Here is a 12,600-nt window from a genome sequence, read left to right as displayed (position 1 = left end):
CCCGCGCCACCTCTTTCGCTGCGGTCAGGCCGTGGCCGCCGGTGCCGGGAACACCGGCTCGCCGAGCGTCAGCATCAACCGGTTCGCCCACGCGAAGATCGCGATGGCGTGCGACAGGTCGAGAATCTCCTCGTGCGTCAACCCTTCGACTTCGAGCGCCGCAATGTCATCTTCGCCGATCGCGTCGGGCCGTTCGGTCAACGCGATCGCATAGCGGACGATCGCGCGTTCGCGCGCCGTCGTGCCGGCCGTCGCCGGATCCTCGAACACCTGTTCGATCGCATCGGTGCGTTTCGCGAGCTGCGCGAAGCGCTGCGCATGCACCGACGCGCAGTACACGCAGCCGTTCACGCGCGATACGGCCGTGCTCGCCAGTTCGCGCTCCGCGCGCGACAGCCCGCCGGGACCGTACATGATCGCGTTGAATACGCCCGAGCGTTGCCGCAGGATGTCGGGAAGGTGGACGAGCAGCAGGTAATAGTCGGACGTCTTCGCTTGCGGGTGGCTCGCTTCCAGCACCGCGAGCTGATCGGGTGTCGCCGTGTCGAGCGATACCGTGTCGAGCCACGCACGCCAGCCGAGCGTGTCGGACGTGAAGCCGTGGGCTGCCGTCGTCATGCGGCCTCCGCGGCACGTGCCTGAAGCGCCCGCGTGGCCGCGGCGACGCGCAACTGATACGCGACGAACGCGACGAGCTGCGACAGCGCGACGATCGCGGATGTCGTGAGCCCGGCCGATTTCAGCGCGTCGAGATCGGATGCGCGCGCGTCGACCGGGGCGTGCGTCAGGCGCTTCGCGTGCAACAGGATCGCGCCGAGGCGGCGCGGCAGTGCGTCGAGCGCGTCGGCATCCGCCCGTTCGATGTCGTCGAGCGTGCCGCCCGCGTCGAGCAGCCGGGCCCGATAGATGTCGGCCAGCGCGTGTGCATTCGACTGCCGCGCGACATACCGTGCCGTGTGCAGCCGCTCGATCAGCGAAAGATCGGGTAACGCGGGATCGAACAGCGCGGCTTCGCTCAGTTGTGTCGGCAGCAGCACCTTGTCGCGGGCGCGGCGCAGCGCGGCGACGGCGTCGCCTTCCCGCAGGCCGGCTGCCGCGTCGATCGTATCCGGCCCGACGGCCGGCGTGATGGAGTCAGTCATCGTTTCGGTGTTCCTTCGTCGTCAAAGTGATCGAGGGCGTCGGCGTCGCGCCATTCGTCGCCCTGCAACTCCGCATTCGCGTAGGCGACGAGCGCGTCGTAGTGGCGGTCGCGATCGGCATCGAACAACCGGCTCGCAATACCGCGTGCCAGCCGCTCCGCGCCCGCGCTGATGGCCGGGATGTCGCCGGACAGCTTGCCGTGGCTCAGGCTCGCCGCATGGTTGAAGCAATGGATGCGCGTGACGGCCGGGCAGGCGCCGCGCTCGCGCTCCTGGAACGCGAACGCGGGGCCGAGATCGGGCGACTCGGCGAGCTCGTCGAGCCGCAGCGCCGGGTCCGGCTGGTAGCGATCCTTCCAGCGCCGCACGTGCGCGCCGAACGACGCGAATTCGTCGCGCGTCGTCCAGTCCGAATGAAAACCCGTCGCGAAGATCAGGAAATCGACCGTGTAGCGGCCGCGCGGCGTCGTTACTTCCAGCCCGTCCGCATGGTCGGCGAGCGTCTCGATCGGGCTGCCCGCATGAAAGTGCGCATGGTCGTGGCGCGAGACGCGCAGCACGCTGTCGCGCGGCGGCGGCGTTTGCGACGTCAGCGCGTAGTGCATGAAGCGCCACTTCGTTGCGTCGTCGAGATCGGCGTAGCCGTGCACGAGGCCCGGGCTGCCGATGCCGGTCAGCTTGTTGATGCGCGGAATGTCCGCGCGACGGAAGAACAGGTCGACGCGCGCGGCGCCCGCTTCCAGCGCGGTGCCCGCGTTGTCGAACGCGGACGCGCCCGCGCCGACCACGCCGACGCGCTTGCCCGCGAGCGCGGCGAAGTCGATCGGCTCGGACGAATGGGCCCAGCGCGTGCGCGGCGCACGTTGCGCGACGGGCGGCACATACGGGCCGCCGAGCCCGTCGCGGCCGGTCGCGAGCACGACGTGCCGCGCGAGCAGCGTCTGTGCTTCGCCGTTGCCGCGCACGTCGAGCGCGAGCAGCCCGTCGTCGCGCGGGCGCAGCGCGACGAGCGTCGTGTCGTTGCGTACCTGCAGGTCGAGCACGCGCCGATACCAGCGCAGATAGTCCATCCATTGCGGGCGCGGGATCTTGTAGAGCGCGTCCCACGCGTCGCGGCCGTATTGCGCTTCGAACCAGGCGCGGAACGTCAGCGCGGGCAGGCCGAGCGCGGGGCCCGCGAGCTGCTTGGGCGAACGCAGCGTCTCCATCCGCGCGAACGTGACCCACGGGCCTTCGTAGCCGGCCGGCGCGCGGTCGATCACGCACTGGTTGTCGATGCCGAGCAGTCGCAGCTCGGCGGAAGCCGCGAGCCCGGCCATTCCGCCGCCGACGATCGCGACGTCGAGCACGCGCACGCCGTCCGCTTCGCGCGACGGCACCCACGACGGCGCGGGCAGGTCGAGCCAGCGCAGGTCCTGCGCGAGCCGCGCTTCGAGTGCGTCGAGCTGGCTCGTCATGCGGCCTCCGGGCGCGCGCGGCGCGCACGTGTCGTTCGAACGGGGCGCGACCCCCGCTCGGTGCGCAACCGGTCGCCGCGCAGCAGCGCATCGTGCGCGGCGGCGTCGTGAAAGATCACGTCGTCGAGCAGCGCGCGCGTCGTGCGATGCAGCGCGTCGAGCAGCGCCTCGACGGCCGCCGTGCGCGTCTTGCCGGCCGGCGTCGCGACGCCGAACGCGAACGGGATGTCGACGTCGAGCGGGCGTGCGACGACGCCGTCCACCGGCAGCGCGACGCCCGTGGCCGGATCGACGATGCCGATCCCGATGCCCGCGCGCGCGGCCATCACCGCATTCAGCGACGCATTGGTTTCGATGAACACGCGCGCATCGACGCGCGCGGCCGCGAATGCCGCGTCGATCCGCTGACGCAGCCGATGCCGGTTCGCGACCGTCACGATACGGCGCCGCGCGAGGTCGCGCAGTGCGATGCGCGGTTTCGCCGCGAGCGGATCGTCGGCCGGCAGCACGGCGACGCACGGCGTTTGCGCGATCCAGTGCACGTCGAGCCCGGCATGCGCCATCGGCAGCGTGACGACGCCGACATCGGCCGTGCCGGCCAGCACCTCGTGCACGACGTGCTCGGCCGATTCGCTGCGCAACTGATAGTGCGGCGCATGCGCGTCGTCGGGCAGCGCGGCGAGCGCGGCCGGCACGAGCGTGGCCGCGAGCGACGGCGTGGCCGCGATGCGCACGGGTTCGGCGGTTTCGTCGCCGAGCGCGCGCGCCCGCGCCTCGATCGCACGCAGGCCGACCAGCGAGCGTTCGACTTCCTCGTACAGCAGGAACGCGCGGCGCGTCGGCGTGACGCGCGGACCATGCCGGTCGAACAGCGCGTAGCCGAGATCGGCCTCGAGTTCCTGGATCTGCCGCGTGACGGCCGGCTGCGAGCGGCCGAGCAGTTCGCCCGCGCCGGTCACGCTGCCGGCCGACATGACCGCGGAAAAAGCTTCGAGTTGATGCAGCTCCATGACGCGTTCCGATGATGCAATTTGCGCATTGTAGGAGCGCGAGCATGCGTGATTCATATAATGATTTTTGCTATCGACAGCGGGAAAACTGCGAAGGGCGCGATCGTCGCGGCGGCCGGTGGTGCGCGTATGCGCGCCGGTTGCGCGAGGTCGCGAGAACGAAACGCCAATCGAATCAATGCGATGCGATGCAGGCCCGTACTTCGCCTGATGCGCGACGGACAGCCGACCGTTCGCGAGCGTCGCTTGCTTCGCGCCGCATGCGATATCGATATGCGCAAAACTTCGTTGGATCGTCCTGAACCGGATGGTTACATGCCCTCACTCTTTTCGACTGACTGAAGCTGGGGGACGCATGAACGTTTCGGGGAACGACGCGCGCGGCGCATGGCGACGCGTGCTGGGCACGGTGGCGGCGCTCGCTGCCGCATGGGGGCTGTCGACGGGCGGCGCGCTCGCGGCCGGCGTGTCGGGCGAGCCGGTGGTGATCGGCGTGAGCGGCCCGCTCACGGGCCAGGACGCGCAATACGGCGAGCAGTGGAAGCGCGGTTTCGATCTCGCGCTCGACGAGATCAACGGCAGCGGCGGCATTCATGGCCGCCCGCTCGCGATCGACTTCCAGGACAGCCGCAGCGACCCGCGCCAGGCGGTGGCGATCGCGCAGAAGTTCGTCGCCGATCCGCGCATCGCGATCGAGCTCGGCGATTTCTCGAGCGCGACGTCGATGGCCGCGTCGCCGATCTACCAGCGTGGGCAATTGATCCAGTTCGGCTTCACGAATTCGCATCCGGATTTCACGAAGGGCGGCGATTATCTGTGGAGCACCGCGCTGAGCCAGGCCGAGGAGCAGCCGCTGCTCGCGCGCTATGCGGTGAAGGAACTCGGCTTCAAGCGGATCGCGGTGCTGTACCTGAACACCGACTGGGGCCGCACCAGCAAGGACATCTTCGCGAAGGCGGTGGCGGGGCTCGGCGCGCAGGTCGTCGCGGCCGAAGGCTACCAGCCGGCGGAGAAGGATTTCCGCTCGACGCTCGTGCGGATCGGCGCGTCGAAGCCCGATTCGATCGTGCTGATCTCGTACTACGCGGACGGCGCGCAGATCGTGCGCCAGGCGCGCACGTCGGGCGTCGCGCTGCCGATCGCGGCGGTGGGCTCCGTGTACTCGCCGAAGTTCCTCGAACTGGGCGGCACGGCCGTCGAAGGCGTCTACACCGAATCGAACTTCTTCCCGGCCGAACCGCGCCCCGAGGTGCAGGCGTTCGTGCAGCGCTATCGCGCGAAATTCCACGCGGATCCCGATTCGTTCGTGGCGCGCGCGTACGACGCGCTGATCCTGTCGGCGGAAGTGCTGCGCCGCTACGGCACGACGCGCCAGGCCGCGCACGACGGCTTCGCGAAGATCAGCGACGTGCCGAGCGTGATCTTCGGCAAGGTGCGCTTCGATCCGCAGACGCGCCGCGTGGCGGGCGCGCGCACCGTGTATCTGGTGGTGAAGCAGGGGCAGTGGGCGCTGTGGGACGGCGCGAAGCCGCAGCTCGCGGCGCGCTGAACCCGACCTGAACCGCCTGCACCTGACGGACGCATCGTAATGGCTTCCTGGCTCGACTACACGCTCAACGGCCTCATCGTCGGCAACATCTACGCGCTGCTCGCGGTCGGGCTCGCGCTGATCTTCGGCGTGTCGCACCTGATCAACTTCGCGCACGGCTCGGTGTACATGGTCGGCGCATTCATCGGCTGGCTGTGCCTGACGCGCTTCGGGCTGCCGCTACCCGTCGCGCTCGCGGCGGTCGTGGTCGGCTGCGGCGCGCTCGGCATCGCGATCGAACGGATCGGGCTGCGGCCGCTGCGCCATGCCGCGCGCATCGCGCCGCTGCTCGCGACGATCGGCATCAGCTTCATCCTCGACCAGCTCGCGCAACTCGCGTTCGGCGCGGACCCGCGCGCGGTGCCGACGCCGCTGCCCGACTGGCACGTGCGGATCGCCGGCGCGACGCTCGGCTCGCTCGACCTGCTGATCGCGGGTATCGGCATCGCGGCGGCCGCGCTGCTGTACGGTTTCCTGCGCTTCACGCGGCTCGGCTGGGCCGTGCGCGCGACCGCGCAGGATCGCGACGCGGCGCTGCAGATGGGCGTCGACGTCGATCGCGTGAACCAGACCGTGTTCGCGATCGCGTGCGCGCTCGGCGGCGTGAGCGGGTTGCTGGTCGGCATGTACTACAACAGCATCGATCCGGCGATGGGTTTCCAGGCGACGCTGAAAGGCGTCGTCGCGCTGCTGATCGGCGGGCTCGGCAACGTGCCGGGCGCGATCGCCGGCAGCCTGCTGCTCGGTCTCGTCGAAAGCTACGGCGTCGCGCTGTTCGGCACCAGCTATCGCGACCTGTTCGCATTCGGGCTGCTGATCGTGTTCCTCGTGTGGCGGCCGAACGGCTTGTTCAGCGCGAATCGCGCGCTGCCGCCCGAGCCGATGACGGGCACCTTCCTCGCCGCCGCGAAAGCCGTGCGCGTGCCGCGCCCGGTGCTCGTCGTGCTGATCGCGGCGGCGGCCGTGCTGCCGTGGCTCGGCGCATCGCCGTACGTGTTGCAGACGCTGACCAACGCGTGGCTGTACGGGCTGCTCGCGCTGAGCCTCACGCTCGTCGCGGGCACGGTCGGGCAGATCTCGCTCGGCCACGCCGCGCTGCTCGTGATCGGCGCGTATGCGTCGGCGCTGCTGTCGTCGGATCTCGGCTGGTCGCCGGCCGTGACGATTCCGTGCGCGGGCGTGATCACCGCCGTGCTCGGCACGCTGCTCGTCTATCCGGCGTTCCGGCTGCGCGGGCACTACGTGTCGATCGCGACGCTCGGCATCGGCGAAGTGGTGAGCCTCGTGATCCTGAACTGGGACGGCCTGACGCGCGGCCCGCTCGGCATCACCGGCATCGCGCCGCTGCCGTGGGCGACCACCGCGCGCGCCGCGTACTGGTTCACGTTCGCGGTGCTCGTCGTGTTCGCGCTCGTGCAGGTGCGGCTGCTGCGTTCGCATCTCGGCCGCACGCTGCGCGCGGTGCGCGAGGACGATGTGGCTGCGCGTGCGCACGGCATCGCGCCGAACCGCTACAAGGCGATCGCGTTCGCGGTCGGCGGCGTCGCGGCGGGCGTGAGCGGCGGCATTGCCGCGCATCTGTACAGCTACATCAATCACCAGACCTTCGATTCGCAGGTGTCGATCCTCGCGCTGACGATGGTGATCCTCGGCGGGCTCGGCAACGTGCTCGGCGGCATCGTCGGCGCGATCGCGCTGATCGGGCTGCCCGAGCTGTTCCGCTGGGCGGCCGACTACCGGATGCTGATCTACGGCCTCGTGCTGCTGCTGCTCGTCCGGTTCCGGCCGCAGGGCCTGCTCGGCACGGTGTGAGGAGGAATGCGATGATCACCACTCGACCCCTGCTCGACGTGCAGGGCCTGACGCGCCGCTTCGACGGCGTGACCGCGCTCGACGGCGCGAGCCTGACGCTGGCCGACGGCGAACTGCTGAGCGTGATCGGCCCGAACGGCGCGGGCAAGTCGACGCTGTTCAACCTGATCGCGGGCGCCGACCGGCCCGACGCCGGCCGCGTGACGTTCGACGGACGCGACATCACCGGCACCGCACCGGAACGGCTCGCGGCGCTCGGCATCGCGCGCACGTTCCAGCACGGTCGCGTGTTCGGCAACCTGAGCGTGCTCGACAACGTGCTGATCGGCGCGCATGCGCGGCTGCGCGCGGCACGGCCGGGCTGGCCGGCGCTCGGCGCGGCCGCCGAAGTGCTGCGCGCGCTCGTGCGGCCCGCGTCGGTGCGGCGCGAGGAAGCCGAACTGCGCGAAGAAGCGCGCGCGATCGTCGCCGGCTTCGGCGAACGGCTCACGCCGCGCATCGATCATCCGGCGCACAGCCTGTCGTATGCGAACCGGCGGCGCGTGGAGATCGGCCGCGCGCTCGCGCTGCATCCGCGCCTGCTGCTGCTCGACGAGCCGACGGCCGGGATGAACGAGACGGAGACGGCCGAGATGCTGCAACTGATCCAGTCGCTGAAGGCGCGCGGCCTGACGATCCTGCTGATCGAGCACAAGCTCGAACTCGTGATGCGCGTGTCCGACCGCGTGATGGTGCTCGACAACGGCGTGAAGATCGCCGAGGGCGCGCCGCGCGACGTGCGGCACGATCCGCGCGTGATCGAGGCCTATCTCGGCCGCCGTCATGCGGGCGGCACGTCGGCCGATCGGACCGTGCAGGCGGCCGCATGAGCGTACTTTCCCCGGAACCCCATACGACCATGACCGATGCGCTGCTGAAACTCGAACATCTCGACACGTTCTACGGACCGGTGCAGGTGCACTTCGACGTGAACTTCGAGGTCGGCCGCGGGCAGATCGTCAGCCTGCTCGGCGGCAACGCGAGCGGCAAGTCGACGACGATGAAGCTGATTCTCGGGCTGATGCGGCCGAAGCGCGGCGTCGTGCGTTTCGACGGCGACGACGTGACGGCGCTCGCGACGCCGCAGCGCGTGCGGCGCGGGATCGCGGCCGTGCCGGAGGCGCGGCGGCTGTTCGCCGACATGAGCGTGCGCGAGAACCTGCTGATGGGTGCATACACGCGCGGCGATCGCGCGGCGGTGGCCGACGACTACGAGCGTGTGCTCGACCTGTTTCCGCGGGTGCGCGAACGGCTTGCGCAGCGCGCGGGCACGCTGTCGGGCGGCGAGCAGCAGATGCTCGCGATGGCGCGCGCACTGATGGCGCGGCCGAAGCTGATCTGCATGGACGAGCCGACGATGGGACTGTCGCCGCTCTACGTCGACAAGGTGCTGGAGCTGATCGACGCGATCAACCAGCAGGGCGTGACGGTGTTCATGGTCGAGCAGAACGCGAGCCTCGCGCTGGAGATCGCGCACTACGGGTACGTGCTGCAGACGGGGCGCGTCGTGCTGGAAGGGCCCGCGAAAACGCTGCTCGACGACGAGCGCGTGCGCGATGCGTATCTCGGTGGGGAGGCGGTGGCGGTGTAGGTGGACGAGCAGGTGCTGCCAAGCGTCGTCAAATGTGGGGTAGATTGGCGTTCTGTCGCGATCGACACCACGGAGAGCACCGCGCCATGTTGACCTGTTCCATCCAGAAAGTCGGCTACGATTTCAATCAGCTCGATCAGCAGGGCGCGACCGACTACGCGTCGTTCGTTCACGCATTCGATGCGTTCCCTTGGGCGGCCCAGCACGTCGAATGGAACGAGACGCAGGACGGCCCGCTGCCGGCGCTCGTGCTGCAGCAGGCCGACGATCAGCGCGAGCTGTGGGTGACTGCGTTGACGGATGCGCATTCGGACGGCTTCCAGCTGAATGTGGTGTCCATGCGGATGAAGAAGGGGCTCTTCGGGATCGGCAAGGGAAAGCTGGAGCAGCACGTCGAGACGATCGACGTGAGAAGGCGCGTCGACGTCGATGCGTTGTGCCGGTTGTTCTGCGACCGTCAGTACGACGCGCTGGATCAACGGGTTGCGCGACACGCGCAGCGCAACACCGACGACGATCGGGACAGCGACGACTGAACGCGTGTCGCCCGGCGGCGTTCGATCGAGCGTACCTGCGCCGGATCCGCGGTTGTCTAAGCGTCGCGTGCGGCGTGCGTCGTCGTCGCCCGCGGAAACGTCAGCACCACCGCGAACCCGCCCGCATCGGGAAACGCGAACCCGACGCGCCCGCCGTGCGCCTTCATCACTTCCTGCACGATCGCGAGCCCGAGCCCGGACCCCGTGCGCCGCTCGCTGCCGTCCGGCGCGATCCGCACGAACGGCTGCAATGCCGCGTCCCAGTGCTCGCGCGGTATCCCGCGCCCGTTGTCGGTGACGGTCAGCGTCACGGCTTGATCCGCGTTGCCCTGGGTCGCGACCGACACGACGATGTCGTCCGCATGGCCATGCAGCAGCGCGTTGTGCAGCACGTTCGACAATGCTTCCTGCAGGCTGATCGCATCGCCGTCGATCCACGCATGCGGCGCGTCGCTCGCGAACGCGACGGCCACGTCGCGCTCGCCGGCGAGCGGAATCGTGCGGCCCAGCACCTCCTTCGCGAGCGCGACGAGGTCGACCGGTTGCAGCGGCACGGCCTCGGTGCGATGAATCACCATCGCGTGATTGAGCAACTGCCCGGTGAGCCGGCCGACGTCCGACGAGGTCGCGCGCAGCGCATCGAGCCGCGCCGCGTGACGCGCGGGGTCGGATTCGCCGTCGAGCAGCTCGATCTGCGCGTCGAGCCGCGCGAGCGGCGTGCGCATCTGGTGCGCGGCGTCGGCGATGAAGCGCTGCATCGCGTTGATCCGCTCGGCGAGGCGGTGCATCAGGCCATTGATCGACCCGATGATCGCGTCGATTTCGCTCGGCGTATCGACGGCCACGGGCCGCAGGTCGGCCGGGTCGCGCGCGGCGATGATCGCGCCGATCTGCGCGAGCGGGCGCAGGCCGCGCCGGATCGCGAGGCCGCTCGCACCGACCGCGAGCACGCTCATCAGCAGGATCAGCGTCCACACCTTGAGGCTCATGTCGTTCGTCAGCTGCTGGCGCGCGTTGGTTGTCTGCGCAACCGTCACGAGCGCCCAGCCGGGCGTGCTTTCCTCGGGCATGTAGCGTGCGGTCGTCGCGGTGCGGATCCGGTGCCCCTGGTAGACGGCGTTCGCGAACGCGGGGCCCTGCTTCGCGGCGGCGAGCGTCGCGGGGCTCGCGAGGTCGTTGTAGCCGGCCACGACGACGCCGCGCGAATCGACCACCTTGTAATAGACGAGGTCGTAGCGCGACAGTGTCGACAGCGCGGCCACCGGCGGATTCAGCGCGAGCACGCCGCCTTGCACGTACAGGTTTTCCGCGACCTGGATCGACGCGCCCGCCAGCAACTGGTCGTACGCGCGTTCGGCCGCGACGCCCGCGTAGTAGCGCGCGATCGCCGCGAGCGCGAGCGCGCCGGTCGCGACGACGAGCGCGATGAACAGCAGCGTGCGTCCGAACAGCGTCTTCGGAAACCAGTCAATGCGCGGCAATCTGATACCCCATCCCGCGGGCGGTGCGGATCTCGACCGAGCTGCCCTGCAGCTTCCTGCGCACGCGCGTCACGTATTGCTCGACCGCGTTCGCGGTCGGCTCGTTGCCGAAGCTGAACAACTGGTTCAGCAGTTCTTCCTTCGAGAAGATGCGCTGCGGGCGGCTCGCGAGGATTTCGAGCAGCGCGAATTCCTGGCGCGACAGCGACAGCGGCTGGCCGTCGAGTTCCGCGAGGCGGCTGCTGCGGTCGATCACGAGGCCGCCGAGCGTCAGCACGTCGTTCGCGTGGCCGCTGTTGCGACGCAGGAGCGCCTGCACGCGTGCGTCGAGCTCGCGGTAGTCGAACGGCTTCACGAGGTAGTCGTCGGCGCCGAGGCCCAGGCCGCTCACACGGTCGTCGATCGCCGAGCGCGCGGTGACGAGCAGCACGGGCGTCGTGCTGCCCGACGCGCGCAGGTTGCGCAGGACCGTGAAGCCGTCCATGCCGGGCAGATTCGCATCGAGCACGACGAGATCGAAACGCTCGACGCGCAGCAGCCCGTTCGCGGTCGCGCCGTCGGTTTCGAGATCGACGGCGTGGCCGAGCCGGGCCAGGCGGCCGCGGATCGCCGCGCCGATTTCGGCATCGTCCTCCACGACGAGAATACGCATGGTGCCGTTTGCAGGTAGAGGGGTTAGGGGTTTTCCCGAGGCCGGGATGTCAGCATTTTCTCAGACTCGGTCGATAACCTGTGTCGAGCCGGAAGCGGATGCAAGGACGGCATTAATACCAGAAATATTCAAGGAGACGGCAAGATGCAGCATGTCACGGGCACGACGAACGCGCGCCGCGGCGCCACGCCGGCCCGCGCGTGGCGGCTGGCCGTTCGCCGCACGTCGACGGTGCGTGCATGACGACGTCGCCGCGCCGCCGCGCATTGATCGCCGCCGGGCTCGGCGTGCTGGGCGTGCTCGGGGCGCCGGCGCTGGTGCGCGCGAAGCCGCGCACGGTGCGGATCTCGAAAGGCTATGGCGTGCTGTACCTGCCGCTGCTCGTGATGGAGAAGCAGCGGCTGTTCGAGCGGCATGCGGCGCGCCACGGCGTGCGCGACGTCGCGGTCGAATGGGTGCTGCTCGACGGCGGCAATTCCGTCAACGACGCGATGATGGCCGGCACGCTCGATTTCGCGGGCGCCGGCGCGCCGGGTTTCATCGAGCTATGGGCGCGGGCGCGCGGCATTCCGAACGTCGAGGTGATCGGCATCAGCGGGCTGTCGACCACGTCGCTGTCGCTGAACGCGAACCGGCCGGGCCTCGTGTCGCTGCGCGACTTCGCGCCGTCCGACCGGATCGCGGTGCCGGGCATCCGCACGTCGCTGTCGGCGGTCGTGCTGCAGATGGTCGCGAGCCGGCAGCTCGGCCCCAGGCATTTCGCGCAGCTCGATTCGATCACCGTGAACCTGCCGCATCCGCAGGCGATGCAGGCGCTGATCCGCCGCGAGAACGGCGTGACCGCGCACTTCACGTCGCCGCCGTTCTCGACGCTCGAATTGCGGCAGCCGGGCATCCATCGCGTGGTGAGCTCGGTCGACGTGCTCGGCCCGATGACGCTCGACGTCGTGTTCGCGCCGAAGCGGCTCGTCGATGCGGAGCCGGCGCTCGCCGTCGCGTTTCTCGGCGCGCTCGACGAAGCGAATCGCCTGATCGCGCAGGACCCGCGTGCGGCGGCGGCGCTGTATGCGGCGTCGTCGGGCGTCGGCGTGTCGCACGACGACGTGATGCGGATGCTCGCCGCGCCCGACACGCGCTTCTCGGTGCTGCCGAACCAGCTGATGGACTACGTCGAATTCCTGTACCTGGCCGGCACGATCAAGGCGAAGCCGCGCGCGTGGCACGAGATGTTCGCGCCGATGCTCGACGACTACCGGTCGGGTTGAGCCACGCCTGCGGCCAACCGAATCCAT

Annotated in this window: 12 protein-coding genes; 6 read left to right on the top strand and 6 right to left on the bottom strand. The window is 69.7% G+C overall.

All coding sequences use genetic code 11. The features are described 5' to 3' along the window. Positions 1–24: 24 nt before the first annotated feature. From MMB92_RS02045 to MMB92_RS02030, 4 genes are read right to left on the bottom strand one after another with little or no spacing between them, the layout of a single operon-like run. Positions 25–618, bottom strand: a complete 594-nt coding sequence (locus tag MMB92_RS02045; RefSeq protein WP_006491072.1) for a peroxidase-related enzyme — start codon at positions 616–618, stop codon at positions 25–27. Next, the gene (locus MMB92_RS02040; protein ID WP_277562482.1) at positions 615–1,142 is read right to left on the bottom strand and encodes a hypothetical protein; all 528 of its coding nucleotides are present in this window, start codon (positions 1,140–1,142) and stop codon (positions 615–617) included. Before MMB92_RS02040 ends, MMB92_RS02045 begins: the two co-directional genes overlap by 4 nt. After that, a complete protein-coding gene (locus tag MMB92_RS02035) occupies positions 1,139–2,599 on the bottom strand; it encodes an NAD(P)/FAD-dependent oxidoreductase (RefSeq protein WP_006491074.1) in 1,461 nt (486 codons plus the stop codon). The genes MMB92_RS02040 and MMB92_RS02035 overlap by 4 nt, the downstream gene beginning before the upstream one ends. Continuing rightward, a complete protein-coding gene (locus tag MMB92_RS02030) occupies positions 2,596–3,609 on the bottom strand; it encodes a LysR family transcriptional regulator (RefSeq protein WP_034202756.1) in 1,014 nt (337 codons plus the stop codon). Before MMB92_RS02030 ends, MMB92_RS02035 begins: the two co-directional genes overlap by 4 nt. A 355-nt stretch (positions 3,610–3,964) precedes the next feature. On the opposite strand from MMB92_RS02030, the gene MMB92_RS02025 reads away from it, so the two are divergent. From MMB92_RS02025 to MMB92_RS02005, 5 genes are all read left to right on the top strand, one after another. Continuing rightward, positions 3,965–5,158 (top strand): ABC transporter substrate-binding protein, encoded by a 1,194-nt coding sequence (locus tag MMB92_RS02025; RefSeq protein WP_006483404.1) that lies wholly within the window; start codon positions 3,965–3,967, stop codon positions 5,156–5,158. A gap of 39 nt (positions 5,159–5,197) precedes the next feature. Beyond that, positions 5,198–7,009 carry an ABC transporter permease gene (locus MMB92_RS02020; protein WP_058902746.1) on the top strand — a complete coding sequence of 604 codons (1,812 nt, stop codon included), beginning with the start codon at positions 5,198–5,200 and terminating at the stop codon, positions 7,007–7,009. An 11-nt stretch (positions 7,010–7,020) separates the two neighbouring features. Next, positions 7,021–7,878: an ABC transporter ATP-binding protein gene (locus MMB92_RS02015; protein ID WP_034202754.1), complete on the top strand. Its 858-nt coding sequence runs from the start codon at positions 7,021–7,023 to the stop codon at positions 7,876–7,878. After that, entirely contained in the window at positions 7,875–8,639 is a 765-nt protein-coding gene (locus MMB92_RS02010; protein WP_048988385.1) for an ABC transporter ATP-binding protein, read from the top strand. The genes MMB92_RS02015 and MMB92_RS02010 overlap by 4 nt, the downstream gene beginning before the upstream one ends. A gap of 86 nt (positions 8,640–8,725) precedes the next feature. Next, positions 8,726–9,175 (top strand): hypothetical protein, encoded by a 450-nt coding sequence (locus MMB92_RS02005; RefSeq protein ID WP_048988384.1) that lies wholly within the window; start codon positions 8,726–8,728, stop codon positions 9,173–9,175. A 56-nt stretch (positions 9,176–9,231) separates the two neighbouring features. On the opposite strand, the gene MMB92_RS02000 is transcribed toward MMB92_RS02005, so the two are convergent. Beyond that, entirely contained in the window at positions 9,232–10,656 is a 1,425-nt protein-coding gene (locus tag MMB92_RS02000; protein WP_006486115.1) for a sensor histidine kinase, read from the bottom strand. After that, positions 10,643–11,308 (bottom strand): response regulator transcription factor, encoded by a 666-nt coding sequence (locus MMB92_RS01995; protein WP_006486117.1) that lies wholly within the window; start codon positions 11,306–11,308, stop codon positions 10,643–10,645. Before MMB92_RS01995 ends, MMB92_RS02000 begins: the two co-directional genes overlap by 14 nt. A 239-nt stretch (positions 11,309–11,547) precedes the next feature. Between MMB92_RS01995 and MMB92_RS01990 the strand changes: the two genes are divergently transcribed. Continuing rightward, on the top strand, positions 11,548–12,573 hold the full coding sequence (locus MMB92_RS01990) for an ABC transporter substrate-binding protein (RefSeq protein ID WP_112750757.1): 1,026 nt from the start codon (positions 11,548–11,550) through the stop codon (positions 12,571–12,573). Positions 12,574–12,600 lie beyond the last annotated feature (27 nt).

Source organism: Burkholderia sp. IO2 (assembly GCF_029522185.1).
Taxonomy (GTDB): Bacteria; Pseudomonadota; Gammaproteobacteria; order Burkholderiales; family Burkholderiaceae; genus Burkholderia; species Burkholderia cenocepacia.
This window is presented reverse-complemented; position numbering and strand designations above follow the sequence as displayed.